This window comes from Nocardioides salsibiostraticola, assembly GCF_054783655.1.
The window spans coordinates 12,777-38,916 of the sequence record NZ_BAAGQD010000014.1; the positions used below are offsets into that span (position 1 = coordinate 12,777).

The 26,140-nt window shown below is 68.2% G+C and carries 29 protein-coding genes; 17 read left to right on the forward strand and 12 right to left on the reverse strand.

The features are described 5' to 3' along the window. A complete protein-coding gene (locus tag ACYVLV_RS07415) occupies window positions 1-804 on the forward strand; it encodes an enoyl-CoA hydratase (protein ID WP_460808909.1) in 804 nt (267 codons plus the stop codon). A gap of 45 nt (window positions 805-849) precedes the next feature. Here the strand turns inward: ACYVLV_RS07415 and ACYVLV_RS07420 are convergent, their stop codons facing one another. From ACYVLV_RS07420 to ACYVLV_RS07440, 5 genes are all read right to left on the reverse strand, one after another. Then, complete coding sequence (locus tag ACYVLV_RS07420; protein WP_460808910.1) at window positions 850-1,746, reverse strand: DUF559 domain-containing protein; 897 nt, start codon at window positions 1,744-1,746, stop codon at window positions 850-852. 56 nt (window positions 1,747-1,802) lie between these two features. Beyond that, window positions 1,803-2,333 carry a GNAT family N-acetyltransferase gene (locus ACYVLV_RS07425; protein ID WP_460808911.1) on the reverse strand — a complete coding sequence of 177 codons (531 nt, stop codon included), beginning with the start codon at window positions 2,331-2,333 and terminating at the stop codon, window positions 1,803-1,805. Window positions 2,334-2,472: 139 nt separating this feature from the next. Continuing rightward, window positions 2,473-2,847: a YchJ family protein gene (locus ACYVLV_RS07430; protein ID WP_460808912.1), complete on the reverse strand. Its 375-nt coding sequence runs from the start codon at window positions 2,845-2,847 to the stop codon at window positions 2,473-2,475. After that, complete coding sequence (locus tag ACYVLV_RS07435) at window positions 2,844-3,665, reverse strand: adenylate/guanylate cyclase domain-containing protein (RefSeq protein WP_460808913.1); 822 nt, start codon at window positions 3,663-3,665, stop codon at window positions 2,844-2,846. The genes ACYVLV_RS07430 and ACYVLV_RS07435 overlap by 4 nt, the downstream gene beginning before the upstream one ends. An 11-nt stretch (window positions 3,666-3,676) precedes the next feature. Further along, complete coding sequence (locus tag ACYVLV_RS07440; protein WP_460808914.1) at window positions 3,677-5,086, reverse strand: WS/DGAT/MGAT family O-acyltransferase; 1,410 nt, start codon at window positions 5,084-5,086, stop codon at window positions 3,677-3,679. A gap of 186 nt (window positions 5,087-5,272) precedes the next feature. Here ACYVLV_RS07440 and ACYVLV_RS07445 point away from each other — a divergent pair, with 186 nt between their 5' ends. From ACYVLV_RS07445 to ACYVLV_RS07455, 3 genes are read left to right on the forward strand one after another with little or no spacing between them, the layout of a single operon-like run. Continuing rightward, on the forward strand, window positions 5,273-6,670 hold the full coding sequence (locus ACYVLV_RS07445) for a P-loop NTPase family protein (RefSeq protein WP_460808915.1): 1,398 nt from the start codon (window positions 5,273-5,275) through the stop codon (window positions 6,668-6,670). After that, a complete protein-coding gene (locus ACYVLV_RS07450) occupies window positions 6,667-7,185 on the forward strand; it encodes a GNAT family N-acetyltransferase (protein ID WP_460808916.1) in 519 nt (172 codons plus the stop codon). Before ACYVLV_RS07445 ends, ACYVLV_RS07450 begins: the two co-directional genes overlap by 4 nt. A gap of 9 nt (window positions 7,186-7,194) precedes the next feature. Beyond that, window positions 7,195-9,249, forward strand: coding sequence for a vWA domain-containing protein (locus ACYVLV_RS07455; RefSeq protein WP_460808917.1), 2,055 nt, complete (start codon window positions 7,195-7,197; stop codon window positions 9,247-9,249). An 11-nt stretch (window positions 9,250-9,260) separates the two neighbouring features. On the opposite strand, the gene ACYVLV_RS07460 is transcribed toward ACYVLV_RS07455, so the two are convergent. Together ACYVLV_RS07460 and ACYVLV_RS07465 are read right to left on the reverse strand one after the other, a co-directional pair. After that, window positions 9,261-9,629 (reverse strand): hypothetical protein, encoded by a 369-nt coding sequence (locus ACYVLV_RS07460; RefSeq protein WP_460808918.1) that lies wholly within the window; start codon window positions 9,627-9,629, stop codon window positions 9,261-9,263. Between the two features lie 7 nt (window positions 9,630-9,636). Further along, window positions 9,637-10,491, reverse strand: coding sequence for an ABC transporter substrate-binding protein (locus tag ACYVLV_RS07465; RefSeq protein WP_460808919.1), 855 nt, complete (start codon window positions 10,489-10,491; stop codon window positions 9,637-9,639). Between the two features lie 22 nt (window positions 10,492-10,513). Between ACYVLV_RS07465 and ACYVLV_RS07470 the strand changes: the two genes are divergently transcribed. The 4 genes from ACYVLV_RS07470 to ACYVLV_RS07485 all read left to right on the forward strand — a co-directional run bounded on the left by ACYVLV_RS07470 (window position 10,514) and on the right by ACYVLV_RS07485 (window position 13,037). After that, a complete protein-coding gene (locus tag ACYVLV_RS07470) occupies window positions 10,514-11,293 on the forward strand; it encodes a TSUP family transporter (RefSeq protein ID WP_460808920.1) in 780 nt (259 codons plus the stop codon). Window positions 11,294-11,472: 179 nt separating this feature from the next. Next, window positions 11,473-11,844 carry a pyridoxamine 5'-phosphate oxidase gene (locus tag ACYVLV_RS07475; RefSeq protein ID WP_460808921.1) on the forward strand — a complete coding sequence of 124 codons (372 nt, stop codon included), beginning with the start codon at window positions 11,473-11,475 and terminating at the stop codon, window positions 11,842-11,844. Between the two features lie 18 nt (window positions 11,845-11,862). Then, complete coding sequence (locus ACYVLV_RS07480; protein WP_460808922.1) at window positions 11,863-12,345, forward strand: GNAT family N-acetyltransferase; 483 nt, start codon at window positions 11,863-11,865, stop codon at window positions 12,343-12,345. Window positions 12,346-12,383: 38 nt separating this feature from the next. Next, complete coding sequence (locus ACYVLV_RS07485) at window positions 12,384-13,037, forward strand: alpha/beta fold hydrolase (protein WP_460808923.1); 654 nt, start codon at window positions 12,384-12,386, stop codon at window positions 13,035-13,037. Window positions 13,038-13,054: 17 nt separating this feature from the next. Here the strand turns inward: ACYVLV_RS07485 and ACYVLV_RS07490 are convergent, their stop codons facing one another. Continuing rightward, window positions 13,055-14,392: an ABC1 kinase family protein gene (locus ACYVLV_RS07490; RefSeq protein WP_460808924.1), complete on the reverse strand. Its 1,338-nt coding sequence runs from the start codon at window positions 14,390-14,392 to the stop codon at window positions 13,055-13,057. Between the two features lie 62 nt (window positions 14,393-14,454). Continuing rightward, entirely contained in the window at window positions 14,455-15,099 is a 645-nt protein-coding gene (gene msrA / locus ACYVLV_RS07495; protein WP_460808925.1) for a peptide-methionine (S)-S-oxide reductase MsrA, read from the reverse strand. A gap of 104 nt (window positions 15,100-15,203) precedes the next feature. On the opposite strand from msrA, the gene ACYVLV_RS07500 reads away from it, so the two are divergent. From ACYVLV_RS07500 to ilvA, 4 genes are all read left to right on the forward strand, one after another. Then, entirely contained in the window at window positions 15,204-15,824 is a 621-nt protein-coding gene (locus ACYVLV_RS07500) for a hypothetical protein (RefSeq protein WP_460808926.1), read from the forward strand. A 169-nt stretch (window positions 15,825-15,993) separates the two neighbouring features. Further along, complete coding sequence (locus tag ACYVLV_RS07505) at window positions 15,994-17,157, forward strand: cystathionine gamma-synthase (RefSeq protein ID WP_460808927.1); 1,164 nt, start codon at window positions 15,994-15,996, stop codon at window positions 17,155-17,157. A gap of 98 nt (window positions 17,158-17,255) precedes the next feature. Next, a complete protein-coding gene (locus ACYVLV_RS07510; RefSeq protein ID WP_460808928.1) occupies window positions 17,256-18,584 on the forward strand; it encodes a glutamate mutase L in 1,329 nt (442 codons plus the stop codon). Between the two features lie 5 nt (window positions 18,585-18,589). Next, on the forward strand, window positions 18,590-19,783 hold the full coding sequence (ilvA, locus tag ACYVLV_RS07515) for a threonine ammonia-lyase (protein ID WP_460808929.1): 1,194 nt from the start codon (window positions 18,590-18,592) through the stop codon (window positions 19,781-19,783). Between the two features lie 19 nt (window positions 19,784-19,802). Here the strand turns inward: ilvA and greA are convergent, their stop codons facing one another. Together greA and ACYVLV_RS07525 are read right to left on the reverse strand one after the other, a co-directional pair. Then, window positions 19,803-20,312 carry a transcription elongation factor GreA gene (greA, locus tag ACYVLV_RS07520; RefSeq protein WP_460808930.1) on the reverse strand — a complete coding sequence of 170 codons (510 nt, stop codon included), beginning with the start codon at window positions 20,310-20,312 and terminating at the stop codon, window positions 19,803-19,805. A 252-nt stretch (window positions 20,313-20,564) separates the two neighbouring features. Then, window positions 20,565-20,972 carry a DUF4307 domain-containing protein gene (locus ACYVLV_RS07525; RefSeq protein WP_460808931.1) on the reverse strand — a complete coding sequence of 136 codons (408 nt, stop codon included), beginning with the start codon at window positions 20,970-20,972 and terminating at the stop codon, window positions 20,565-20,567. A gap of 208 nt (window positions 20,973-21,180) precedes the next feature. On the opposite strand from ACYVLV_RS07525, the gene mca reads away from it, so the two are divergent. The 5 genes from mca to ACYVLV_RS07550 all read left to right on the forward strand — a co-directional run bounded on the left by mca (window position 21,181) and on the right by ACYVLV_RS07550 (window position 24,908). Continuing rightward, window positions 21,181-22,050: a mycothiol conjugate amidase Mca gene (gene mca / locus ACYVLV_RS07530; protein WP_460809629.1), complete on the forward strand. Its 870-nt coding sequence runs from the start codon at window positions 21,181-21,183 to the stop codon at window positions 22,048-22,050. Between the two features lie 4 nt (window positions 22,051-22,054). Continuing rightward, window positions 22,055-22,327: a hypothetical protein gene (locus tag ACYVLV_RS07535; RefSeq protein WP_460808932.1), complete on the forward strand. Its 273-nt coding sequence runs from the start codon at window positions 22,055-22,057 to the stop codon at window positions 22,325-22,327. A gap of 13 nt (window positions 22,328-22,340) precedes the next feature. After that, the gene (locus ACYVLV_RS07540) at window positions 22,341-23,471 is read left to right on the forward strand and encodes an endonuclease/exonuclease/phosphatase family protein (RefSeq protein ID WP_460808933.1); all 1,131 of its coding nucleotides are present in this window, start codon (window positions 22,341-22,343) and stop codon (window positions 23,469-23,471) included. Window positions 23,472-23,582: 111 nt separating this feature from the next. Beyond that, window positions 23,583-23,837, forward strand: coding sequence for a DUF6458 family protein (locus tag ACYVLV_RS07545; protein WP_460808934.1), 255 nt, complete (start codon window positions 23,583-23,585; stop codon window positions 23,835-23,837). A gap of 27 nt (window positions 23,838-23,864) precedes the next feature. Then, complete coding sequence (locus tag ACYVLV_RS07550; protein WP_460808935.1) at window positions 23,865-24,908, forward strand: serine/threonine-protein kinase; 1,044 nt, start codon at window positions 23,865-23,867, stop codon at window positions 24,906-24,908. A 23-nt stretch (window positions 24,909-24,931) separates the two neighbouring features. Here the strand turns inward: ACYVLV_RS07550 and ACYVLV_RS07555 are convergent, their stop codons facing one another. Next, window positions 24,932-26,140 (reverse strand): DUF3179 domain-containing protein, encoded by a 1,209-nt coding sequence (locus tag ACYVLV_RS07555; RefSeq protein ID WP_460808936.1) that lies wholly within the window; start codon window positions 26,138-26,140, stop codon window positions 24,932-24,934.

The window sequence follows — 26,140 nt, forward strand, 5'->3', positions numbered from 1 at the left end:
GTGTCCTTCGTCCTGGTCGACCACCCGACTCCGGAGGTCGCGGTGATCACGTTGAACCGCCCCGAGCGGATGAACGCCATGGCCTACGACGTCATGGTGCCGTTCGTCGAGGGGCTGCGTGAGGTAGGCGCCAACACGTCGGTGCGGGCGATTGTGGTGACCGGTGCAGGCAAGGGCTTCTGTGCCGGCGCGGACACCGAGAACGCAGGCGTCCCACCGGGCCTGGCCGGACTGCCGCCACCGGCCTACGCCCTGCGTGCGATGGCCCTCCTCGAGGACGTGGTGTTGACGATGCGGCGTCTGCCGCAGCCTTTGATCGCGGCGATCAACGGCCCCGCGATCGGAGGCGGGATGTGTTTGGCCCTCGCCTGCGACCTGCGCCTGGCCGCGCCGTCGGCGTACTTCCGGGCGGCGGGTATCAACAACGGGCTGACCGCCAGCGAACTGGGTCTGAGCTTCCTGCTGCCGCGGGTGATCGGCGCGGGGCGAGCCGCCGAACTCATGCTGACCGGGCGGGACCTGGGCGCCGAACAGGCCCTGGACTACGGGCTGGTGACCGGTTTGCACGACGACGTCGTCGCGGCCGCCGTCGAGACCGGCGAGCGGATCGCGGGTCTTTCCCAACCAGGCATCGAACTGACCAAGAAGTCCCTGCAGGCGGGGTTGGCTGCCACCTCGCTGGAGGCCCACGTGACCTCCGAGGGGTTGGGCCAGCTCTACCTGCGGCTGTTGACCGACAACTTCGAGGAAGCCACGAAGGCTCGAGCCGAGGGCCGGGACCCGGTTTTCCGCGACCGACGTTGAGCCATGCCCGCCGAACTACTGACAGAACGGGCAGAAATCGGCTTCTCAGGCCACTTTTGGCCCCTTTTTCGATTGTTCTGTCAGTAGTTCGGCGAGCGCCACCGCCGCGATGAGGACGTCGCGCACCTCCTCGGGATGGAACATGACGTCTTCGTAGGTGAAGCGGAGCACCAGCCATCCCGCGACCACCATCCGGTTGTAGCGTCGAGCGTCTGAGACCAGAGCCGAGCGATGGCCGTGCCAAGCGAACGAGTCCGCTTCGCACACGATGCGTAGACGTTCGTCGACCAGATCGGCGCGAGCGCTGAAATCACCGTCCCGGATGCTGACCTGTGGCTGAACGCTCAGTCCTGGGACGTCCAAGCAGATCGAGCGCAGGACGGACTCGAACGGATTGGCCGAGAGCGGTGTGGCCAGCGAGGCGACCCTGCGCGACTGACGGCTGCCGGGACCTCGCGCGGTCTCGGCCACGTGCTCGAGCAACACCTGGCAACCGCTCTCCCGTACGGCCGAGTCGGCTACGCACAGCGCTTCGTCGGCGGGCAGGAAGCGCAGACAGTCCAGCAGGGTTCGTGACCACGAGGTCACCCCGTCGGCCAGATCGGCAGGCCCCAAATCGGCGCGATGCAGATGCACCAGCAACCGCTCCGGGCCCAGCTTGCGTCCGCGGCTGACGGTGACGTGGGGCTTGTCGGGCATGGTCTTGACGCCCCATCCGTGATGGATGGCCGCGCTGGTGTGAGACAGGACCCCACCCAGCCTCGTCGCGAGACGCAGCGCCTCGTCGGCGTGGGGGAGCGCGTAGGTCCCGCGGTGGTCCCGGATCACCAGGCCCGCCGACACCGCCCGGTCGAGTTCGGCGCGACTCACTGCACGCAGCAGCGCGGCTCGACGGGCTACACCGCCGAGATGGTGGAGAAGGTCGCGAACGTCCGAGGGCATTCCCGCATCCTCCTTGGAGAGCTCATCCGGTGCGCCGCGTTATCCACAGGCCCCGATCAGGTGGGTGGTTCAAGGGGGAGGAGCATCAGGGTCATGTCGGGCTCGCCGTCCGGCAGCCACTCGGGGCGTACGTCGCCGACCTCAACCCAGCCCGATCGCTCGTAGAGCCTCAGCGCGGCTCCGTGCACGGGTAGCACGTCGAGCGCGGGCTGCAGGTCGTTTGCCCTGATCCAGGCGACCGCATGATCGAGCAGGGCCCGGCCGAGGCCCGACCCGCGCATCCGGTCGTCGACCAGAAGGACCGAGATCAGGCGCAGTCCTTCCATGGCGGAGGCCCCGAGAGCGGTCCGGTAGCCGTCGGCCACCACGCCCGGAGGCACGAGACACACGCTGATGTGACCCGCGAGCGCGCCGTCGATCTCGATGACCCACGCGGCCACCTCGGTCTCCCGGATCAGGAAGTCCTCCACCGGGAACGGCAGGGGCCACCGCATCGGGTATCGCGACTCGGCCTGCTGACGCCCCAACATCTCGATAAGAGCAGGGAGATCGTCCGACGAGCGGACGCGGATCGCGTAGGTGCGCATGGGTCCATCCGACCTCACCGCTTCTCGGCCGACCTCGTTGCCCCGGTCGATCGCCGAGTCGGCGCGTCTTTTTGAAGTAGCGCCGGGTGGGGCCGTTTTAGGCGTCAAGTTGCGCCGACTCGACGGGAACTCAGACTTCCTACGGATCGATGCCGTCGACGTAGACCCAGCGTTTGCCGCGCTGCTCGAACCGGCTCCGTTCCCGGCGTTCACCAGGGGCCCCCGATCGCAGGTACGACGCCACGAACTCGACCTCGTCACCCGAAGCTGACACGATCTCCAATCCCACCCACTCGAGGGTCGGATCGGGTTCGATCGTGTCGGGACGGGTTCGGGGGTGCCAGGTGACGAACACGTAGTCCAGGTCGTCCATCGCGAAGGCGCTGTAACGCGAACGCATCAGTTCCTCAGGGGTCGAGGGACGCTCCGCCCGGCGGTGGAACCGACCGCAGCAGGCGTCGTACGACGTGCCGGTGCCGCAGGGACAGGGTGGGGCCAATCCGAGACCGGTCACCGTGGAACCACCCGGTAGATGAGGTGGGTCTCGGGCAATCCCTTCAGCTCGACCTCCCCGACCTCGGTCAGTTCGACGGTCGCGTCCTCGTCCAGAGCCTCGAGCACCGCGTGGCTGGCCAGGACCTCACCGCCCTCGGCGAGGTCGCCCACGCGGGCGGCCATCGCGACGTTACGGCCGAAGTAGTCACCGTCCCGGGAGACGACCTTGCCGGTGTGGATCCCGATCCGCACCTTGATGGACGGTGTCACGAACCTCAGTCGGGGGTCCAGGGTACGCTTGAGATCCCGCTGAATCCCCAACGACGCCCGACAGGCTGCCTCTGCGTCACGGAAGGCCACCATGAAGCCGTCGCCCGACGTCTTGACGACCTGGCCGCGGTACCTGTCGATCTGGGCGCGCAGGACCTGGTCGTGGGCCGCCAGGACGCGCACCCAGGTGGCGTCACCGAGCCGGCTGTTGAGGGCCGTGGAGTTCTCGATGTCGGAGAAGAACAAGGTTACGTGACCGTCGGAGGAGGCCATGCTCACGATGTCGGATCGTTCCTCCGCCGCCCACCGCTGCAGGTCCTCGATCGAGGCCTCCAGCAGTCCCGCAACCCCGTGTTCACGCACGCGGTCGACGGTCCGCACCATCCGGCGCAGCGCCTTCTCGGTGGTGGTCGAGGCAGGTCGGGGACGCAACGCGGCGTCCAGATCGGTCTCGAGTTGATCGATCCGCAGACGTTGCGTGATCAGCGTGCGTCGCTGCGTGACCACATGCATCAGGAGTCCGGCCGACAGCAGAAGAAGTACGCCGACCGCGAGGGTCAACGCCAAGGTCACTGCGTTCAGAGACCCAGCCCCTTCTCGAGCCGGTCGAGTTCTTCTCCGCAGTACACCGCGATCCGTTGCAGCGAGGGCAGGGAGTCGCGGTCCCCGGTGAAGCCGATGTTGAACGTTCCGGCGTAGCTCACCGCGGTCACATTCAACCCCTGACCGTTGAACAGCAGGCTGACCGGGAAGATCTCCTCCATCGGGGAGCCGTCGAGGTAGCGGGTCTCCTTGGGTCCGGGGACGTTGGAGATGACCAGGTTGGAGGCGGGGCGACCGCGACCGCCCACCCCCAGCAGCGCCCCACCGAGGAACGGGGCCATCAGCAAGGTCGTGTAGGCGTCCATCGCCAGCCCGCTGACCTGGGGGAGTCGTTCCTTGCCCCGCTTGGTGGAGGCCCGGATGTGAGCGATGCGCTCGACCGGGTCGTCGACCAGCGTGCCGAGCGAGGCGTAGAGGAAGGTGATCGCGTTGCCGATCGAGGCCCCGCCCTCGGCCCTGATCGAGACCGGCACATTGGCGATGAGGGTCTCGTCCGGGAGCGCGCCGACCGTCTCCAGATACCGGCGGCAGGCTCCACCGGTGATGGCGAGGAAGACGTCGTTCAGGCTGCCGTCGGCGGCCTTCGCGATCGTTCGCATCCGCTCGATCGAGTAGGCCTGGGTGGCGAACCGGCGGGGGGTGTGGATGCGGCCGTTGAAGATGGACTTGGGGGCGCGGAAGGGCGCCGCCTGATGCTCGTGGCCCCGGCCGGTGAAGGTTTCGGCGTACGTCTTGGTCAGCGAAGCGGCCACCGATGCGCTGCTGGTGACCCCGCCGACGACCCCGCCTCGCACGCTGGTCAACAGCGAGGTGGGCGCCACCTTCACGACCTCGCGGGTCGGCTGGACCAACCCGGACTGGTCGGGGCCGCGGGTGCCCACGGTCCAGGGGGGCAGCATGTCGCGTGCGTCGGGGTCGGCCGACAGGATGCGTCGCAACAGGCGGACACCGCCGACGCCGTCGACCTGGGAGTGGTGGGCCTTGATGTAGAGCGCCCAACGGTCTTCCTCGAGGCCCTCGATGACGTGGCACTCCCACAGGGGGTATCGGCGATCCATGATCGAGGAGTGCAACCGGGAGACCAGTACGCCGAGCTCGCGTTGCGATCCTGCCCCGGGCAGCGCGGAGTGCCGCAGGTGATAGTCCAGATCGATCCTGTCGTCGGGCAGCTCCTGCCAGGACGGGGCGGGCGCGGATCGGTAGAGGTAGTTGAAGGGCGGCGCGAACTCGCGCACCTCGCGCCACCGCTCGACGAGGTCTTGGACGAACGTCGGACGGTCCTCCGGGACCCGGAACGTGGCCAGCATGCCGACCTGCATCGGGGTCTTGGTTCGTTCGGCGATCAACCAGGAGGAATCGTTGAGCGAGAGCAACTTTCGTGCCACGGGGACCTCTTTCGCAGGTGTGAGGCGAACAGTAGTAGCGCGGCCCCACCCCACGGGGTGAATCGGTCACAGTGTGAGCCGGACGGACTCCCGCTCCTTGTCGTTCCGGCGTACCGTGACGGGGTGACCGCTGAAACTGCGACCTCGACTTCCCGTTCCACAAATCCCCCGACTGAATCTGTCCCCGTGACTGCTGCTCCAGAGGCACGAACGGTAGGCGAGCTGAGAGCCTCGGGCCACGCCCATCGCACCCTGCGGGTCGAGATCCGCGACAACCTGCTGGCCGCCCTGCGCGAAGGGCGCGACCCGTGGCCGGGGCTGCACGGGTTCGAGACCACCGTGATCCCGCAGATCGAGCGGGCCCTGATCGCGGGTCACGACATCGTGCTCCTCGGTGAGCGCGGGCAGGGCAAGACCCGGCTGCTGCGCACGATGGTCGGACTGCTCGACGAATGGTCTCCCGTCATCGAGGGATCCGAGCTCGGCGAGCACCCCTTCGAGCCGATCGTGGGGTCCTCCATCCGCCGGGCCGCAGAACTCGGCGACGACCTGCCGATCGTGTGGCGCCACCGCGACGAGCGGTACGCCGAGAAGTTGGCCACCCCGGACACCTCGGTCGCCGACCTGATCGGCGATGTGGACCCGATGAAGGTGGCGGAGGGGCGCTCGTTGGGCGACCCGGACACCATCCACTTCGGGCTGATCCCACGCAGTCACCGGGGCATCGTGGCGATCAACGAACTGCCCGACCTCGCTGAGCGGATCCAGGTCGCGATGTTGAACGTGATGGAGGAACGCGACATCCAGATCCGGGGGTACGTCCTGCGGTTGCCCCTCGACACCCTCGTCGTCGCCAGCGCCAACCCCGAGGACTACACCAACCGGGGCCGGATCATCACCCCGCTCAAGGACCGCTTCGGAGCAGAGATCCGCACCCACTATCCGACCGAGCTGGGGGCCGAGATCTCGGTGATCCGCCAGGAGGCCGAACTCGACGCCGATCTGGTGCAGGTTCCCGACTATCTCGTGGAGATCCTCGCGCGCTTCACCCGCAATCTGCGCTCCTCCTCCGCGGTGGACCAACGCTCCGGAGTCTCGGCCCGGTTCGCGATCGCCGGAGCCGAAACCGTTGCGGCCGCGGCCATCCACCGCGCGACGCGTCAGGGCGAGGACTCGGCGGTCGCCCGGGTCGTGGACCTCGAGACCGCGGTGGACGTCCTCGGCGGCAAGATCGAGTTCGAGAGCGGCGAGGAGGGACGCGAGCAGGACATCCTCACCCACCTGCTGCGCACCGCGACCGCCGAGACCGTGCGCGCCCACTTCCGCGGGATCGACTTCGCGTTGCTGGTCGACTCGATCGAAGCCGGTTCGATGGTGACCACCGGTGAACAGGTCACCGCCCGCGACTTCCTCGCCGGACTGCCGGTCCTGGGGGAGTCGGAGTTGTACGACGAGATCTGCGACCGGCTCGAAGCCACCAACGACGGGGAACGGGCCGGTGCGATCGAACTCGCGCTCGAGGGCCTGTATCTGGCCCGCAAGGTCGGCAAGGACTCGGCTGACGGCGAAACGGTCTACGGATGACTGGCCGGGCCGGTCAGGCCGGTCAGGCCGAGAATCGAACGGCCGCGTCGACCTCGATCCGGCGGGCGGACCTCTCCGACGTCGGCGAACTGCACGCGATCGGTATCGAGGTCACGGCCTCGACGTACTGCCCCATCAACGACGAATACGCCAGTTTGAAGGTTCGGACCGAGTGGTCCATCCAGGCGCTGCAGACCTCCCTGGAGAGCTACCCCTACTGGGTGTCGGTCGACGAGAACGGCGCGATCCTCGGGGTGGCGAACCTGGGCGAGTTCGACGGTGAGTCGGTGCTGGGCAAGTTGTTCGTCCGGCCGCAGGCCCAGGGCCGCGGGATCGGGAGCCAGTTGCTCGCGGCGGTGATGGAGGCCGCCGACGGCCCCGAACTGTCCCTGGAGTACGTCGACGGCAACGACGGTGCGGCTGCGTTCTGTCGCGACCACGGTTTTGAAGAGGTGTGTCGTACGACGTCCTCCGAGGGGCTTCCGGACATGGTGCGGATGAGACGTGCACGGTGAGCCGTAGCCATGAGTAGGCACGATCGATCGCGGTTCAAGAAGTACGACGGTGGCGACCCGCTGGCCGCCCCCGTGGACCTCGCCGAGGCGCTCGACGCGATCGGCGAGGACGTGATGGCGGGGTACTCCCCGGAGCGCGCGATGCGGGAGTTCCTGCGCCGGGGCGGGTCCGATCAAGCGGGCCTGGACGACCTGGCCCGACGTGTGGCCGAGCGTCGTCGGCAGCTCACCGAGCAGAACAACCTCGACGGCACGCTCGCCGAGATCCGTGAACTGCTGGATCAGGCCGTGCTCGAGGAACGCAAGCAACTGGCCCGCGACGCCATGATGGACGAGGGTGATCGGGCCCTGCGCGAGATGCAGCTGGAGAATCTCTCGCCCAACACCGCGGCCGCGGTCAGCGAGTTGGGCGAGTACGACTGGGCGAGCCGGGAGGCCCGCGAGAGCTTCGAGAAGATCAAGGACCTGCTCGGTCGCGAGATGCTCGACCAACGGTTCGCCGGCATGAAGCAGGCGCTCGAGAACGCGACCGACGAGGACCGCGCCGCCATCAACGAGATGCTCGACGACCTCAACGGCCTGTTGGAGAAGCACGCCTCGGGTGCGGACACCCCACAAGACTTCGAGCAGTTCATGGACAAGCACGGGGACTTCTTCCCCGAGAACCCACAGAACATCGACGAACTGCTCGATGCGCTAGCAGCCCGCTCGGCCGCCGCGCAACGGATGATGAACTCGATGAGCCCCGAGCAGCGCCAGCAACTGATGGAGCTCTCCTCTCAGGCGTTCGGTTCTCCCCAACTGATGGAGTCGTTGTCCCGGCTGGACGGGAACCTCCAGTCGTTGCGCCCCGGTGAGGACTGGGGTGGCGGTGAACAGTTCGGCGAGGGAAGCGGTCAGGGACTGGGTCTCGGAGACGGGACCGGCGTCTTCCAGGACCTCGCCGACCTGGACGCGCTGGCCGATCAGCTCGCCCAGTCCTACGGCGGCGCCCGGATGGACGATCTGGACCTGGACAAGCTGTCCAAGCAGCTGGGCGACCAGGCCGCCGTCGACGCCAAGACCCTGCAGGAGTTGGAGCGGGCGCTGCGTGATTCGGGCACCATGCGCCGCGACTCCTCCGGCCAGTTGCAGCTCACCCCCAAGGCGATGCGCCAGTTGGGCAAGTCGTTGCTGCGGGACGTCGCCGACAAGATGTCGGGTCGGCAGGGTGCCCGCGACCTGCGCCAGTCCGGGGCGGCCGGTGAGCCGTCCGGTGGCACCCGTGAATGGGCCTTCGGGGACACCGAACCGTGGGACGTCACCCGCACGATCACCAACGCCGTCATCCGCACCGCCGGCGAGGGCGGCGACGCCAGCCGGGGCGTCCGCATCGACATCCGCGATGTGGAGGTCACCGAGACCGAGGCCCGCACCCAGGCCTGCGTCGCGCTACTGGTCGACACGTCCTTCTCGATGGCCATGGACGGCCGCTGGGTGCCGATGAAGCGCACCGCCTTGGCTCTGCACACGCTGATCAAGTCCCGCTTCCGCGGCGACGACCTGCAGCTGATCGGCTTCGGGCGGCACGCCGAGGTCATGGATATAGAACACCTCACCGGACTGGACGCCAAGTGGGAGAAGGGGACCAACCTCCACCACGGGCTGCTTCTGGCCAACCGGCACTTCCGCAAGCACCCCAGCGCCCAACCGGTGCTGCTGATCGTCACCGACGGCGAACCGACCAGCCACCTGGAGTCCGATGGGCAGGTGTGGTTCTCCTACCCGCCGCACCCGACGACGGTGGCGTACGCCGTACGCGAACTCGACAACGCGCGGCGACTCGGAGCCCAGACCACCTTCTTCCGCCTGGGGGAGGATCCCGGGCTTGCACGGTTCATCGACTCGATGGCCAACCGGGTCGAGGGTCGGGTCGTGGCCCCCGAGCTGGATGACCTCGGCGCCGCCGTGGTCGGGTCCTACCTCGGCTCGCGTGGGCCGAGCCCGATGAGCGAGATGCGCTCGTCGATGGGTGCGGCCTACGGAGACATGTTCGGCGGCCGCGGGTTCTGGGTCGGGGACTGACCGACTCCGACCTAGGGTCGATCGGCGAGCAGGTCCACCACGATCTCGTTGAGGTCGTCGAGCTCGAACAACGGCACCGCGGTGGCCCACCCGCGCTCGACTCCGCCGTACAGGTTGAGATCGCGGGCGGTTTGGGCGTCGTGAAGCGTGACCCAGGCCAGCATCGAGGCCGTGACCCGACTGATGGTCACCGGGACGTCGTTCCAGTTCGCGGTCGTGGTGACCTTCTCGAGGCGCTGCAGATCGGCGATGTCGATGGCTCCGGCGGTGTGCGGGTCACCGACGAACTCATAGGGCACTGCCCGGTGCCGGTCGTGGAAGGCGACGCGGAACACGATGTCGTCGTGGACGGCGTACACACCACTCTCACGCAGGCTCACGGCCAACTCACGAGCCCTGCGGATGGAGGAGCTCGGCCAGCTCCTCGATCCCGTCGACCAGGCGGGTGCCGGGGCGGGCCCAGGACGCGTTGGCGTCGACGGCGTGCACGGGGACCCCTTCGGGAAGGACGCCGGTGGCGATGAGGTCTGCCTTGATCAGCTCCGAACCCTCCCGGTCGTAGCCGCACGGCGCGACGATGTAGACCTCGGGTTCCTCCGCGTGGATGGACTCCCACAGGACGCGCACAGACTTGTCGCCCGACCTGCCCAGCAGGGGTACGCCGCCCGCGGCCTCGACCATCTCCGGGATCCAGTGCCCGGGGGCGTACGGCGGGTCGGTCCACTCGAGCACCATCACCCGGGGGGTCGGTCGTCCGGCCACGCGGCGGCGTACGGCGTCCAGGCGGGTCCGTTGATCGGCGACCAGGGCGGTCGCCTCGGCCTGGTGGCCGGTGGCCACGCCCAGCTGCTCGATCGAGGCGAAGACCTCCTCGATGGTGTGTGGATCGATGGTGAGGACCTCGGCGGTGCAACCCAGGTGTTGCAGGGCGTCGTCCACGACGCTGACGTCGACCGCGCAGACGGCGCAGAGATCCTGGGTGACGACGAGGTGGGCGTCGAGGTCGGAGAGCGCGCCCTCGTCGAGGTGGTAGAGATCCTCGCCGCGTTGCATCGCACCCACGACGTACTCGTCGATCTCGGCGGGGGTCAGACCCTCGGGCATCGCGGAGGTCGACACGATGGTCCGCTGGCGGGCCTCGAGGGGGAAGTCGCACTCGAAGGTGACCCCCACGACGTCGTCGCCCGCGCCGATGGCGAAGAGGATCTCGGTGGTCGAGGGGAGCAACGAAACGATGCGCATGGCCCAACCTTAGGGTGGGCCGGTGCCCGAACCGACCTGGACCATCCTCGCTCTCCTGGCGGCGGCTGCGCTGACCGCCGGGTTCGTCGATGCCGTGGTCGGGGGCGGGGGGCTGGTCCAGCTCCCAGCCCTGCTCGTCGGCCTCCCGGGGGCCACTCCGCTGCAGGTGCTGGCCACGAACAAGTTGGCGTCGATCTGCGGGACCACCGCGAGTTCGGCGACGTACTACCGACGGATCAAACCGGACCCCAAGACCTTCGGGCCGTTGATGATCGCGGCGTTCGGCGGTTCGGTGCTCGGGGCACTGGTCGCCTCGCTGATCCCCAAGTCGGCCTTCGAGCCCATCGTCCTGGTGGTCCTGATCGTGGTCGGTGCCTACGTCCTGTTCAAGCCCTCGATGGGAGAGCTGACCGAGCTGCGGTTCGTGGGCGGCCGTCATACGAGCCTGGCGGTGGCCACTGGCCTGCTCGTCGGGTTCTACGACGGCGCCCTCGGCCCGGGGACCGGGTCGTTCTTCGTGATCGCACTGGTGGGGCTGCTCGGCTACTCCTTCCTCCAGGCCTCCGCCAAGGCGCGCCTGGCCAACTGGGCCACCAACCTCGCCTCCCTGGTGGTGTTCATCCCCCAGGGCGCGGTGCTGTGGAAGGTCGGCCTGGTGATGGGAGTCTGCAACCTGCTGGGCGGCTACCTCGGCGCGCGCACCGCGGTCTCCAAGGGCACCAAGTTCGTCCGCGTCTTCTTCATCATCGTGGTCTCCGCCTTCATCCTCCGGATCGGTTCTTCCGTCCTGGGTCTCGCCTGACGCACGAAGTCCGGCAAATGGCCCCACGAAGTTCGCGAGATGGGGCCACGAAGTCCGCGAGATGGGGCCGCGAGGTTCCGGAAGAATCGTCCGTGGGCCATTCGGCGTACCTCGAAGGGCCATTTGACGAACTTCGTGTCCCCATTTGGCGAACTTCGTGGGGGAGTTAGGTTGCAGGTATGAGCATTCCGGTGGACGTGGCGAAGTTGGAGGCGGCCCTGGCGGACTTCGGGGCGGGCTACCTGTTGAGTACGGCGGCGCACGGCAGGGTCAAGGCGGTGACCGTCGAACCACGGGTGATGGACGGTGCGTTGATCATCGCCGGTCCCGGTGGCGGATCGAGTCGCAACATCGCCGAGAACGCGCAGGTGACCGTGCTGTTCCCTCCCCTCGAAGCGCGTGGCTACACCCTGCTGATCGACGGTCTGGCCACCGTCGAGGGCGACGATGCTCGCGTCGTGCCGAGCAGCGCGGTGTTGCACCGACCGGCCGACCACAGCGACGGACCGGGTGTGCCCGGGGGATGTGGTCATGACTGCGGACCGGTCTGAGCCGACGGCCCTCGAGGCATGATCCGGCCGGCCACCGAGGACGACTGGCCGCGGATCTGGCCACTGTGGCGCGACATCGTCGCCGCCGGTGACACCTACGCCTACCCGCTCGACGCCTCCAGCGACCTCGCCCGCGAGATGTGGCTGGAGTCCGCACCCGGGCTCACGGTCGTGGACGCAGCCGACAACACGATCCTCGGCACGGCCAAGATGGGTCCGAACCGACCCGGACGCGGCAGCCACATCGGGACCGCCTCCTTCATGGTCGACCCCGCCGCCCGCGGTCAGGGGGTGGGGCGCCGTTTGGCGGAGTACGTCGTGGAATGGCACCGACGTGAGGGGTACACCGGCATCCAGTTCAACGCCGTGGTCGAGACCAACACCGCTGCGGTACGGCTGTGGCAGCACCTCGGTTTCCAGATCATCGGCACCGTGCCGGGAGCCTTCGATTCCGCCACCCACGGTCGCGTGGGCCTCCAAGTGATGTATTTGGCGCTCTGATCGGAGTCCGTACCCAGCGCATCCGTACCGTCGAGGGCATGACTCGGATCAAGCACCTGCTCGTGGTTGCCCTGCTTCTGGCCTTGAGCGCATGCGGAAGCACCGACGGCGAGACATCTGGGGGTGACGGGCCGGCGGAGAGTTCGGGCGGCGACACCAGCGGCGAGCGGATCGACATCGGCGCCGACGAGGCGCTGACGTGGGGTACGGGCGAGTACGGCGTGGTCCTGGCCCACGGAGCAGCCTTCGACGCAGCCAGCTGGGAGGAGCAGGCCACCGCCATCGCCGATCAGGGCGCCACCGTGATCGCGGTGGAGAACATCGACCCGGAGGCGATCGGGGCTGCCGTCCAGCAACTCAAGGACGAGGGGATCGCCGAGGTCGCCCTGGTCGGGGGCAGCGCCGGGGCGGACGCCATCCTCCGACTCCTGAGCGACCAGCCCGATATCGCCGATCAACTCATCACCCTGGCCGTCAACACAGAGGTCGACGGGATCGGCGAGCAGCCGAAACTGTTCATCGTCAGCGAGGACGACCCCAGTGCGGACGCATCGGTGGCCCTGGCGGAGAACGCCGACGGCAACGACAACCAGCTCGAGGTGCTACCCGGTTCGGCGCACGCCCAGAACATCTTCGACACCGATCAGGGTGACGTTGCGTTGCAACTGATTCTCGACCGGCTGGCCCAGTAGGTCAGCGCTTCAGCTCGTCAGACGGGTTCGCGGAAGCCGGGCAGGAACTCGGCCAGAATCGCGCGGAACGGCGCCTCGGCCTCCAGTTGGCTCAACACCCCGATACTACCGATCCAGGTGCGGTGGATGAGCATGTACGACGCGGGCAGGTTCAGCTTGATCGCCACCGTGAACGATTCCTCGCGCGGGTTGTTGATCCGCTCGAACTGTTCGCGCATCCACTCACGGCTGAACTGGAAGCGCTCGACCCGGGTCGGCTCGACCAGGGGCGCCAGGTAGTCGATGAGCAGTTGCGGGTCGAGTTTGATCTTGTCCTTGATGAACCCCTCGCGGCGCAGACCGGCCAGGAGTTCGTCCTTGTCATCGAGGGCGGCAAGACGGATCAGTTGGCCCATCGCGTCCGGGAGTTTGCCCTCGGGCAGCCGGGCGACCGCGCCGTAGTCCAAGACCCCGATCCGACCGGGGGACCCGTCCTGGTTGGGGATGATCCGGAAGTTGCCGGGGTGCGGGTCTGCGTGGAGCATGCCGGTCCGTTGCGGCCCGGAGAACAGGAAGTGGACCAGGATCTGTCCGTAATGGTTGCGCTCCTCGACCGTGCCGTCGCGGATGATCGCCGCCAGCGAGGAGTCGGAGTCCAACCATTCGGTGATGATGACGGTCTCGCCGACGGCAACCACGTCGGGCACCACGATCTCGTCGTCGTCGCGGAACGCTGCCGCGAAGGCGCGTTGAGCCTCGGCCTCCAGGGTGTAGTCGAGTTCGTCGACCGCGCGGGCCTCGACCTCGGACATCAGTTCCTTGATGTCGATGCCGGGGAAGACCGGTCCGATGGTGCGCGCGAGCCGGGAGAGTTGCTTGAGGTCCGACCGCAGGGCATCCCCCGCTCCGGGGTACTGCACCTTGACCGCGACCTCCCGGCCGTCGTGCCAGCGGCCCTTGTGGACCTGCCCGATGGACGCGGCCGCGGTGGGGCCGCCGTCGAGGTAGACCAACTGCTTCTTCCAGTCCGGACCCAGCTCGCGCGCCAACGCCTCGCGCACCGTCTGGGTCGGCATCGGGGGAGCGGAGTCCTGCAGTTTCGTCAGCTGCTCGCGGTACGGCGCCGCGAGGTCCTCCGGTAGCGCCGCCTCGAAGATCGACAGCGCCTGGCCGAACTTCATCGCCCCGCCCTTGAGCTCGCCCAAGGTGCGGAAGAGCTGCTCGGCCGTGCGCTGCTGGATGTCCGACATCACCGCCTCGGCCGGCGCCCCGCCCAGCCGCTTGCCGAAACCCATGGCGCTCCGCCCGGCGTACCCCAGGGGCAGGCCGGCGAGACGAGCGGTACGAATGGCGGCTTTGCGGGGCAGTTCGGGCATGTCCTCAGTCTCTCAGTCCGACCCACACCGCCCCAGACCCGTAAGTGTGAGGCGGATGGGGACTATTCGGTGTCGGGGAACTTCACGCCGGTGTTCGCGTGGCATCGGTAGCCGTGCGGGACCTTCGCGAGGTACTGCTGGTGCTGGTCCTCGGCGTAGTAGTAAGCCGGGGCGGGCTTGATCTCGGTCGTGGTCTGACCCAATCGGCGGCGGGTCAGTTCGTCGCTGTAGATCCGCGTCAGGTCGGCTGCGGTCTCTTGCTGCTCGGGCGTGGTGGTGTAGATCGCCGAGCGGTATTGCGTGCCGACGTCGTTGCCCTGACGCATGCCCTGCGTGGGGTCGTGAACCTCGAAGAATCGCTTCACCAGATCGGCGTAGGTCACCTGCGAGGGGTCGAACACGACCCGAACCGCCTCGGTGTGTCCGGTCCGGCCCGAGCAGACCTCTTCGTAGGAGGGATGCGGGGTGTGCCCACCGGCGTACCCGACCGAGGTCGAATAGACCCCGGGCATCTGCCAGAAGATCTCCTCGGCACCCCAGAAGCAGCCGAGTCCGAAGATGGCGACCTCGTGGCCGTCCGGCGCGGTTTCGGTGACCAGGGGGGCGTCGAGGACGCGATGCTTCTCGGAGAGCGGGAAGGGGCTTTGGTCGCGACCGGGTAGGGCCTGGTCGGCTTCGGGGAGGGTGGTCTTGCTTCGTCCGAACATGGCTTCATTCTCTCAGGGCACCCAAAAAAGTCGCCGGGGTGCGCCGGGCGAAACCGATCGCCCTGGTCGTCGGCAACCCAGGGTTGGCGTGACACGATGCCAGCGTGGGATACCTCGTTACGACCAGCGGCCGGCTCCGGCTCCCCGTCTCGCAGGAGGACGCAGCGCTGGCCGCAGCTCGTCAGCAGATGCTCGCCGCCGATTCGGGTTGGCTGAGCGACGACCTCGCGACCGCAACTCTCGATGAACTCGCCCAGTTCGCTGCGTCCTGCGGTCTCGAGCGCGTCGGTGACGACCTGCTCTGCCACACCGACGAGGACGGCGACCCCAAGTGGTCGGAGCAGGCGACGGCCTTCTGGACCGCGCTGGCGCCCTATGCCGGAGAGGGGCGGATCGACCTCGAGGGGGAGGACGACGAGCGCTGGTCGTACATCTTCGCCGATGGCGCCGTCGAACAGGTGGGGCGCAACGGTTGGGACGGCACGGGGGAACAGGCCGATCACGCTGATCACCCGCTCGCCGTTCCCGAGCCTCGTCCCGCGGGCCGCAAGCCGCGGAGCAGTGGTCGCTATCTGCTCATCGGCGTCATCGCTCTGGGTGGCGGCATCTTCAACGTGAGTGTGGGTGGCGTCTTCGGCTGGTTGGCCATCGCGATCGGTGTCTACGACATCTACATGGGGTTGCGACTGCGTCGTTCGGCGACCTCGCCCCCACCGAACTACTGACGGAACGGTTCGCGATCGCCCGTTTCGGGTCCGTTTCGGCCGAATTCCGATTGTTCTGTCAGTAGTTCGGCGGACATCTGACGGGTGGAACCGGTCGCCGACCGCTGAGACCACGCGGCGGCACCCGACAGGTCGAGCGGCGAGGTGCGTCGGCCGTTACGCTCGAGTGGTGAGCCAACAAGAGCACCTCAGCAAGGCCGGTTTCGAGACGCGTGCGATCCACGCCGGCTACGAGCCCGATCCCACCACCGGCGCGGTCATCCCGCCGATCTATGCGACCTCGACCTACAAGCAGGATGGGGTCGGCGGTCTGCGCGGGGGGTACGAGTACAGCCGGTCGGCCAACCCCACACGCACCGCCCTCGAGGGCAACCTCGCCGCCCTGGAGCAGGGAGAGCGCGCCTTCGCCTTCGCCTCCGGCCTCGCGGCAGAGGACACCCTGGTGCGGACGACCTGCAAGCCCGGCGACCACGTGGTGCTGCCCGACGATGCATACGGCGGCACCTTCCGACTCTTCGACAAGGTGCAACTGCCCTGGGGGGTCGAGCACAGCGCCGCGCCCGTCTCGGACGTGGACGCGGTGCGGGCCGCAATCCGACCCGGGCAGACGAAACTGGTGTGGATCGAAACGCCGACCAATCCGCTGTTGAACATCGGTGACATCGAGGCGCTCGCCGCGGTCGCTCATGAAGCTGGCGCGCTGTTGGTCGTGGACAACACCTTCGCCTCGCCGTACCTCCAGCAGCCTCTGACCCTCGGCGCCGATGTGGTGGTCCACTCGACGACGAAGTACGCCGGCGGGCACTCCGACGTCGTCGGTGGTGCCCTGATCGTGCGCGACCTCGAACTCGCCGAGCAGGTGGCCTTCCACCAGAACTCGATCGGCGCCGTGGCCGGGCCCTTCGACTCCTGGCTGGTGCTGCGCGGGTTGAAGACCTTGGCGATCCGGATGGACCGGCACTGCGAGAACGCCGAGAAGATCGTGGACTTCCTCGGCAACGACCCGCGGGTCGAGCAGGTCATCTACCCCGGCCTGCCCGAGCACCCCGGTCACGAGTTGGCCTCGCGACAGATGAAGCGCTTCGGCGGCATGGTCTCCTTCCGGACCGTGGGTGGCGAAGCGGCTGCCCTGGCGGTGTGCGAGCGCACCGAGGTGTTCACCCTGGGTGAATCCCTCGGCGGGGTGGAGTCGCTGATCGAGCACCCGGGACGGATGACCCACGCCAGCGTGGCCGGCACCGACCTGGAGGTGCCCGCCGACCTGGTGCGGCTCTCGGTCGGCATCGAGACCGCCGAGGACCTGATCGCCGACCTGGACCGCGCGCTGGGGTAGTGGTCTCGCCAAGCTCGACAAACACAGGCTCGACAAACACAGGCTCGACAAACACAGGCTCGCCAAAACCAGGCTCGACCGACGGGTTGGTCGTGTGCGTGGACTTCGGGTCCACCTTCACCAAAGCCCTGCTGGTCGACGTGAGCGACGGCAGGATCTTGGGTAGTGCCGAGCACCGCACCACGATCGACACCGACGTCCTGGACGGGTACGACGCATGCCTGGCCCGGCTGGTGGATCAGGACCCGCGAGCCGCCAACGCGGAGGTGCGGGCCTGCTCGAGCGCCGGCGGTGGGCTGCGGATCGCGGTCGTCGGCAACGAGGAACTCGTCACCGCAGAAGCGGGCCGACGAGTGGCCCTGTCCAGTGGCGGCAAGGTCGTGGCGGTGGTGGTCGCCGCGAAGGCGTTGGACGACGAGGTCCTCCACCGGGCCGCGGCCGACGTCGTGCTTCTCACCGGGGGAACAGACGGTGGCAATGCGGAGGTCCTGCTGAGGGCGACCCGATGGTTGGCGGGCAGCGGGTGGGCCGGCCCGGTCGTGGTCGCCGGAAACGTCGAGGCGCGGGACGAGGTCTCGCAGATCCTGGGATCCGCGTCGACCGATCTGCCCCACACCCTGGCCGACAACGTTCTCCCGACGATCGGCATGCTGGCCCCGGAATCGGCGAGGTCGGCGATCCGGGAGATGTTCCTGGCCCACGTGATCGGGGGCAAGGGGCTCAGCGTCCGAGGCGGCGGCACCGAGTTCGTCGCCATGGTGCGCGGCGCCACCCCCGACGTCGTGCTGACCGGGGTCGAGGTGCTGGCCACGGTGACGGGGGACGTTGCCGTGGTCGACGTGGGCGGAGCCACCACAGACGTCCACTCGGTCGTGGGGTTGGATCCCGAGGACCGGGGGCTCTCCCGCGAGGTGGTCGCGACCACGGCGGTCACCCGCACGGTCGAGGGAGATCTGGGCCTGCGCTGGTCGGCCTCGAGCACCGTCGAGGCAGCAGGCCTGAACGATCTCGAATCGGCGGCACGAGTGAGGACCGCGCAACCGGCGTTCCTTCCCACCACCGACGAGGAGCGGGCCGAGGACGAGGCCATCGCCTGCGCCGCGGTGGGTCTGGCCCTGCGCCGTCACGCCGGTCGATCCCGTGTGGTGCTCAGCCCACAGGGTCGCGTCGTCGAACGCTCCGGGCGTGACCTGCGCGAGGTGGCCATGCTGGTCGGTTCCGGCGGGGCGCTGCGGCACGGTTCCACCGACGTGGTCGAGAACGTGCTCCATGCGGCCCTACGCGACGAGGGGGACGGGGCCTGGCAACTACCCGAGCGGGCCCGGGTCGTGGTGGACCAGGACTACCTCCTGGTCGCCGTCGGCCTCCTGGCGTCGGATCACCCGGACGTGGCGGCTCAACTGGCCCGCTCGATCGGCGTACCGTGAGCCAGGTGACCCCCGCCGACTTCGCTCGTGCCCGTTCCCTGCTCGAGGGGCTGGCCGTGCTGACCCCGATGGAGGAGTCGCGCTGGCTCTCCTCGGTGGTCGGCGGACCGGTTCGACTCAAGTGCGAGAACCTCCAACGCACCGGATCGTTCAAGGCGCGCGGCGCCTTTGTGCGGATCTCCGGGCTCAGCGAAGACGAACGGGCCCGCGGCGTGGTGGCGGCCTCGGCCGGGAACCACGCCCAGGGAGTCGCCCTGGCGGCCCGCGAGTTGGGCATCGAGGCCACGGTCTTCATGCCCGAGGGCGCACCGATCCCGAAGGAACGAGCCACCCGCGGGTACGGCGCCCGCGTGATCTTCCACGGCGTTTACCTCGAGGACGCGCTGGTCGCGGCGAAACAGTTCGCCGAGGACACCGGCGCCATCCTGATCCATCCCTTCGACCACGTCGACGTGGTCGCCGGCCAGGGCACGGTGGGGCTGGAGATCCTGGAGCAGGCACCCGACACCAAGACCGTCATCGTGCCGGCCGGTGGGGGCGGGTTGCTCGCCGGGATCGCGCTCGCCATCAAGCAACAGCGACCCGACATCCGTGTCGTGGGGGTCCAGGCCAAGGGGGCGGCCGCCTACCCCGCGTCCCTGGAGCAGGGCCGTCCCGTGCCGTTGAAGTACATGAAGACGATGGCGGACGGCATCGCGGTCGGGCTTCCGGGTGAGGTCACCTTCGCCGCAGTGCGGGACCACGTCGACGAGATGCTGACGGTCTCGGAGGAGTCGATGTCACAAGCGCTGTTGGCCCTGGTGGAGCGGGCGAAGATGATCGTGGAACCCGCCGGGGCCGCGGCGGTCGCCGCGATGATGGACCACCCCTCGGCCTTCGAGACCCCCGCGGTGGCGGTGCTCTCCGGAGGCAACATCGATCCGCTGCTGCTGGCCAAGGTGATCCGTCACGGTATGGCGGCCGGCGGCCGCTACCTCGGCCTGCACGTCACGATCCCCGATGTACCCGGAGGGTTGGCCAACCTGTTGGCCGAGGTCAGCGCCTCGGGCGCCAACGTCCTCGAGATCGTGCACGAACGGAACTCCGCCTCGTTGCCTCTCGACGAGGTCGAGGTGCAGTTGCAGCTCGAGACCCGCGGAGAGCCGCACGCCGAACGGGTCCGGGCTCGGCTGCTCGACTGCGGCTACCGCCTGAGTTGAGTCAGCCCGCGCTGCCGCGTCAGCCCGCGTAGGGCTTGGCGTCGAGGATCTGCACCTTCTGGGACTTGCCGTTGACCTCGTAGGACACGGTGTCGCCCTTCTTGGCGCCCAGGATGGCGGTGCCGAGCGGAGACTGCGGTGAGTAGACCTTGAGGCTGTCGTCGCCCTCTTCGGCGATCTCGCGGGCGCCGAGCAGGAACGACTCGGCATCGTCGTCGTCGTCCTCGGCGAACTTGTAGGTCACCAACATGCCGGGCTCGACGATGCCGTCGTCGGGAGGGGTCTCGCCGACCTCGGCCCGCCGGAGCATGTCCTCGAGCTGCACGATGCGGGCCTCGATCTGACCCTGCTCGTCCTTGGCGGAGTGGTAGCCGCCGTTCTCCTTCAGGTCACCCTCGTCGCGCGCGGCGCTGATGCGCTCGATGATCTCCGCGCGCCGGGGGCCCTTGAGGTTCTCCAGCTCGGCGTGCAGCTTGTCGTGAGCGCCCTGGGTCAACCAGATGGTGCTCTTCTCGGACGACTGGGTCATGGGAACTCCTGGTGGCTACGTGAAAATAATCGATCGGGTGGTCAGGAACGGTCTGGGTGATCGGGGGATGCTCGTGGGTAAGGCAAAAACGAACCGTGACCGGAGAGGACCGATCGGGCGGGCGATGCGTCAACTGTTCTACGTCAACTGTTCCGAGCGACGCCGCGGCGGTAAAGCGCCGAGCCGCAGGAAGCGGGCCGCACCGGGACGATCAGATAGGGGAGTCTAACAACCAACCGGCCCGGATGCAGTTCAGCGCGGCCGCGCCTGTCCGTCCGCCGTGCAGCCGATGCTCTCGATGGAGGTCGCGCGCCGTTCGGTACGCACCGTCTGGGTGACCATCCCGTTCACGGCCGCGCTGGGGGTGAAGCTGAGTTCCCCGACCACCGAGTGGTCCTCGGCGAAGGCGCGCAGCAGGCAGGTCGCCTCGACCGAAGGACGCCGGAACTGCATCCGAACGTCAGCGGTGGCCGCGTGTTCATCGAGGACCTCGAAGTTGACCAACTCCGACTGGACCTCCGGTGTCGAGTGGTCCCAGGCCGTCCAACCGAGCCAACTGCCCGACACCACGGCGACGGTGACCGAGACGGCGATCAGGGCGCGTCGACGCCAGGGGGCGGGTGCGCCGTACCGGTCGACGAGGGTGTCAGTGGTGGCCACACCCCCAGCCTGACATCTAGATGGTCATCCGGACCAATATCCGTCACGCACCCGAACGACCGGGTGTGAGGACCCGAGACCTACGATGAGGCCCATGGCGCAGGACTCCACACCGCAGCACTCCACCGGGCAGCACCCCATCGGGCAGCACTCCACCAGGCAGGCGGCAACCATCACCGGAACCGCGACGAAGTCGGGTTACCGGCTGATGCACGTGCATGCCCACCCCGATGACGAGTCGAGCAAGGGCGCAGCCTCGACGGCCAAGTACGTCGCCGAGGGGGTGGAGGTCCACGTGGTGACCTGCACCGGCGGTGAACGCGGCTCGATCCTCAACCCGAAGATGGACCGCCCCGACGTCCTGGCCAACATGGCCGAGGTCCGCCGGCAGGAGATGGAGCGCGCGCGAGACATCCTCGGCGTGCGCCAGGAGTGGCTCGGCTTCGTCGACTCGGGCTGGCCCGACGGCGATCCGAAACCCCCGCTGCCCGAGGGCTGCTTCGGTCTGATCCCCCTCGAGGAGGCCACCGAGCGACTGGTGCGCATCATCCGCGAGGTCAAGCCCCACGTGGTGACGACGTACGACGAGCGCGGGGGCTACCCGCACCCCGACCACATCCGCTGCCACGAGGTCAGCGTGGCCGCCTTCGAGGCCGCTGGCGATCCGGAGCAGTTCCCCGAGGCAGGCGACCCCTGGCAGCCGCTGAAGCTGTACTACCACCACTCCTTCAACCGACCCCGGATGCAGGCCATTCACGACGCGATGGTCGAACACGACCTGGAGTCCCCCTGGGCCGATCGCCTCAAGGAGTGGAGGCGCGAACCCGAGTGGGATGAGCGGATCACGACCCGGGTGCCGTGCGGGGAGTACTTCGGGGTCCGCGACCAGGCGCTGTTGGCGCACGCCACCCAGATCGACCCCGACGGGTTCTGGTTCGCCATCCCCCGGGAGTTGCAGGTGAAGGTCTGGCCCACCGAGGACTTCGAGTTGGTCACGAGCCACGTTCACAGCTCGACGCCGGAGGACGACCTGTTCGCCGGTATCGAGAGTCCGGTTTCACCGGACCTGAGAGGATAAGAGCATGCTCTTCGACCTGATCCTGTTGGCGACCGACGTTCCCGACGCGGACATCGACCCCAACGACGTGGTCGCGGGATGGACCGCCTTCGCCCTGTTCGGACTGCTCATCCTCGCGGTGGCCGTCCTGGGCTTCAGTCTCACCAAGCGTCTGAAGAACGTGAAGGCCGCGGAAGAGGCGGGGCTCTACGACCCCTCACGGCGGACCAAGCGCACCACCGTCCCCTCCGCGCACGACGCCGAAGGGTCGACGGACGTCGACGACGCTCCGCGTTGAGGTCGCTCCCATCGTGACCCCGACGCGGCGCCGCGCCCGGATCGCCGCGACCCTGCTCGTCGCCGTCGTGGCGACCGCAGCGGCGGTGGGGGTGGGTACGGCGACGTCGCCCCTCGCGCCGGGGCTGATGCAGGTCCAGGCAACGAGTCCGGCTGTGCCGGTCACCAGTCTGGCGGTCAAGGGCCGCCCCGGGCCCCGATCGCGCACCCTGACGACCAATCTCGCCCTCACCGAGAAACCCCAAGAGGTCGCCGTGAGCGACACCGGCTCGGCGGCTGATCAGCAGAAGAAGCAGAAGCCCGACGCCGCCGCTTCAGCGACCCTGCCCCGGCTGCCGGCCTACCGGCTGATGAAACCGGCTGCCGCGCTGGAAAAACGTCCCGAGCCGCCGCCCGGACCGGTGCCAGGGGACCCGTTCAGTTTCGGAATCGGCACCCTCAACATCCTCGGTAGCCAACACCGAGGTGGGGGGACGAATCGGGCCGCCGCCCTCGCAGGCGCCATCCAGGGGCGGGGCGTCGATCTGGTGGGCATGCAGGAGGTGCAACGGGATCAGTTGGGAGTGCTCCAGGCACGTCTCGGCGGCTACAGCATCTGGCCCGGGCAGGCGCTGGGCAACCAGGGGGTGCGCCTCCAGATCGCTTGGCGCGACGCCCTGTTCGAGTTGCGCGACACCGGTTCGATCATCACCACCTTCGACAATCAGCAACGGCCGATCCCCTACGTCCTGCTGCGCCACCGCGAGACCCAGGGGGAGTTCTACGTCATCGACATCCACAACTCCCCGCGTGACCAGGAAGCGGCCCGAGACTCGGCCACCGGACAACAGATCGCGCTGATCCGGCAACTCCAGGCGACCGGGAAGACGGTGTTCATTCTCGGGGACACGAATGAGAAGACCGAGTTCTTCTGCCGCGTCGCCGCCTCGACCGGGATGGTGGCCTCCAACGGTGGCACCACCGCCGGCGGCGGCTGCAACGTCGGAGCCGGGCCGATCAAGATCGACTGGATCCTCGGTTCGGGGCAGATCGACTTCTTCGGCCACGTCGTGGACTACAACCCCCCGATCCGCACCGCCACCGACCACGCGTTCGTGCACGCCGATGTGACCGTCACCCCGTTGATCACGCCCGACGAACCCTAAAATATTCAACTTCCTGATTCACCGCCCAGACCCTGGGTACTGTCTGCGAGGGCCTGCCACACGGGCATGCCCTGATGCTGATCCAGAAGTGGGTCAGGAAGGTGGTTTCGCATGGGATACGGAGCAGGCGGATTCCTGTTGGTGGTCGGGTTGATCCTGGCCCTCGCTGTGCAAGACGCTGTGGACGCGGTCGACCTCCGGATGGTCGGATGGATCATGGCCCTGGTCGGACTGGGCCTCATCGTCCTGACCGCCATCACCCTGAACAACAGCCGACGCTCCGGCGCGGTGCAGACCACCACGCACCCCGACGGATCCCAGACCACCACCGAGCGTCGTACCAAGAGCGACCCGCCGGCGGTCTGAGGCCAGGAGACACAGGCGGCCCGTCGGATGACCGACCAGACCGGACCCTCTGACGGGCTCGAAGCAACCCAGTACGTCGATGCGGCGGCGCTGTTCGACCCGACAACCACCACGCTCGATCGTGGCGCGGTCGTCGCGGGCGGGCGCTACCGCATCGACGAACTGGTCGGCCGCGGCGGCATGGCCGAGGTCTACCGCGCCACGGACACGGTCCTGGACCGCGACGTGGCGGTGAAGGTGATGCACGACGGTGTCCGTGACGAATCAGCCGAGTTCCGCTTCGCCGAAGAGGCCAAGGTGCTCGGGAGACTGGAGCACCCCGGCCTCGTGACGGTGCACGACGCCGGAACCTCAGGTGGGCGTCCGTACATCGTGATGAAACTCGTCGACGGGTCCTCCTTGTCCGAGATCATGGCCGAGCGACGCATCGACCCCGACGAAGCCTCAGCCATCGTGGCCGGGGTCGCCGAAGCGCTGTGCGCCGTCCACGAGATCGACGTGATCCACCGCGACGTGAAACCGGCCAACATCCTCATCGATGCGGACGGACTGCCACTGCTGAGCGACTTCGGCATCGCCCGCATCGCCAGCGAGGTCGGGCAGCACACCGCAACGGGAACCGCGATCGGGACCGTCAGCTACCTCGCACCCGAGCAGGTGGGCAAGGGCGAGGCGACCACGGCGATCGACATCTACGCCCTGGGGTTGGTCCTGCTCGAACTCATCACCGGGGTCAAGGCCTTCACCGGCACCCTGGTCGAGGCGGCAGTGGCTCGACTGGTCTCTCCGGTTGAGGTCCCCGAGTGGATCTCGCCGCGACTGCGCGACCTGATCGCCCAGATGACGGCGTTGGATCCCCACGACCGGCCGACGGCGGAGGAGGTTGCCGTGACCCTGCGGGCAATGGCAGCCACCGACCCGACCGACTCGCCTGAGGCGCCACCAGCGACCTCCGCGCGCGTTAGCCGGGGACGCTCCAAGCACGCCGCGCCCCGCCGTGGACGCAAGCGGTTCGCCGGGGTCGTGTTCGCCGTTGTCGCCCTCGGCCTGATCGTCGTTCGCTTCGTCTGATCAGACGGCTCGGCCGACGCGATTCAGGGGAGTTGTAGCCCGGTGTCGGGTTGGAAGATCACCCACGAGAACCAGAACGTGTCGAGGTACTCGACCGGGTCGAGGCGGGTGCCGGTGAGTTCGCCGTCGGTCGCCGTGCCGAAGGCGTCCCAGGTGGATCCTGTGGCTGTGTCGACGATCCGGGCCGACGCCCCCTTGCCGGTGCGTTCGAACTCCAGAACGCCGCGACCCGGGACGGTGGGGTCGAAGGCGGCCACCGTCCCGATCGAAGCCCCGTCGGCAATCTGCGCGGTGTCGAGTGCGGAGACCTGACCCGGCAGGTGCCACAGCGTCACAGGACCACCGTCCACCTCGACGAGGGCGACCCCGGCCGCTTCGAGGTCCGAGCGGGGTACGGCGACGGCGTTGCTGCCCTCCCCGACGCCGACGACCCGTTCCTTGACCTGGAGACGTTGGTCGGGCTCGCCGGGCAGGGCGAAGAACGGCTCGGTCCTCGGGTCGTCGTACCCCTCGTACGGGTTGGCTCCGTAGTTCCGGTCGAAGCCGGTGTCGCGGCTCAGCACCAACGCCTCCGGGTGTGCGGCCTGGAACTGCTCCCACCCGACGACGCCGATCGGAATGCTGGTCAACTCGGTGCCGGTCCGCACCCCCACGGAGGCCACCCCGGTGAGTTGCGGCCACAGGGATTCCGTGGCGCGGTCGTACATGATCAGGTTGTCGGCGTACAGAAGGCCGGAGACCCCGAAGGTCGTCACCTCACCCTCGACGGTGCGTTCGAAGGCCACCCCGGAGTTGCACAGCGGGCAGTACGTCACGGCAACCGGTACACCGCCCACGGTGTCGTTGGCGATCTCGTGCCAGGTGAGGACCCCGACGGGGTACCCCCTGGTCTCGTCACCGATGGTCAGGCTGAGCACGGGATCGCCGGGCGAGAGCCAGTCCACCTCGTCGGCGGGGTCGAACTGCGGGTCGTCCAACGACGGGATGCCGTCCGGTGGTGGTCCCCCCGACAGGATCTCCTCCAGCGGGATGAGGGGCGTCGGAAAGGAGGCGTCGTCCCGTGAGTCAAGAGCGGAGACTGCGTCGATGTCCTGACGGCCCAGATTGCCGGTGGCTCGGTCCCCATCGCTCCGGCCAGTGTCGGTGGGTTCCGTGGCGCAGGCCGAGAACAGCAGGGCGAGGGCCAGGCCCAGGCCCAACCCCGTTGTCGAACGACGGCGCCGGCTGCTCAT

Coding starts and splice junctions, on each gene's coding strand:
- ACYVLV_RS07420 (WP_460808910.1), bottom strand. CDS start 1,746: ATGCCCTCGGACGTTCGCGACCTTCTCCACCATCTCGGCGGTGTAGCC.
- ACYVLV_RS07480 (WP_460808922.1), top strand. CDS start 11,863: ATGATCCGGCCGGCCACCGAGGACGACTGGCCGCGGATCTGGCCACTG.
- ACYVLV_RS07550 (WP_460808935.1), top strand. CDS start 23,865: ATGACCGACCAGACCGGACCCTCTGACGGGCTCGAAGCAACCCAGTAC.
- msrA (WP_460808925.1), bottom strand. CDS start 15,099: ATGTTCGGACGAAGCAAGACCACCCTCCCCGAAGCCGACCAGGCCCTA.
- ACYVLV_RS07485 (WP_460808923.1), top strand. CDS start 12,384: ATGACTCGGATCAAGCACCTGCTCGTGGTTGCCCTGCTTCTGGCCTTG.
- ACYVLV_RS07535 (WP_460808932.1), top strand. CDS start 22,055: ATGCTCTTCGACCTGATCCTGTTGGCGACCGACGTTCCCGACGCGGAC.
- ACYVLV_RS07425 (WP_460808911.1), bottom strand. CDS start 2,333: ATGCGCACCTACGCGATCCGCGTCCGCTCGTCGGACGATCTCCCTGCT.
- ACYVLV_RS07455 (WP_460808917.1), top strand. CDS start 7,195: ATGAGTAGGCACGATCGATCGCGGTTCAAGAAGTACGACGGTGGCGAC.
- ACYVLV_RS07545 (WP_460808934.1), top strand. CDS start 23,583: ATGGGATACGGAGCAGGCGGATTCCTGTTGGTGGTCGGGTTGATCCTG.
- ACYVLV_RS07555 (WP_460808936.1), bottom strand. CDS start 26,140: ATGAGCAGCCGGCGCCGTCGTTCGACAACGGGGTTGGGCCTGGGCCTG.
- greA (WP_460808930.1), bottom strand. CDS start 20,312: ATGACCCAGTCGTCCGAGAAGAGCACCATCTGGTTGACCCAGGGCGCT.
- ACYVLV_RS07475 (WP_460808921.1), top strand. CDS start 11,473: ATGAGCATTCCGGTGGACGTGGCGAAGTTGGAGGCGGCCCTGGCGGAC.
- ACYVLV_RS07465 (WP_460808919.1), bottom strand. CDS start 10,491: ATGCGCATCGTTTCGTTGCTCCCCTCGACCACCGAGATCCTCTTCGCC.
- mca (WP_460809629.1), top strand. CDS start 21,181: ATGCACGTGCATGCCCACCCCGATGACGAGTCGAGCAAGGGCGCAGCC.
- ACYVLV_RS07450 (WP_460808916.1), top strand. CDS start 6,667: ATGACTGGCCGGGCCGGTCAGGCCGGTCAGGCCGAGAATCGAACGGCC.
- ACYVLV_RS07490 (WP_460808924.1), bottom strand. CDS start 14,392: ATGCCCGAACTGCCCCGCAAAGCCGCCATTCGTACCGCTCGTCTCGCC.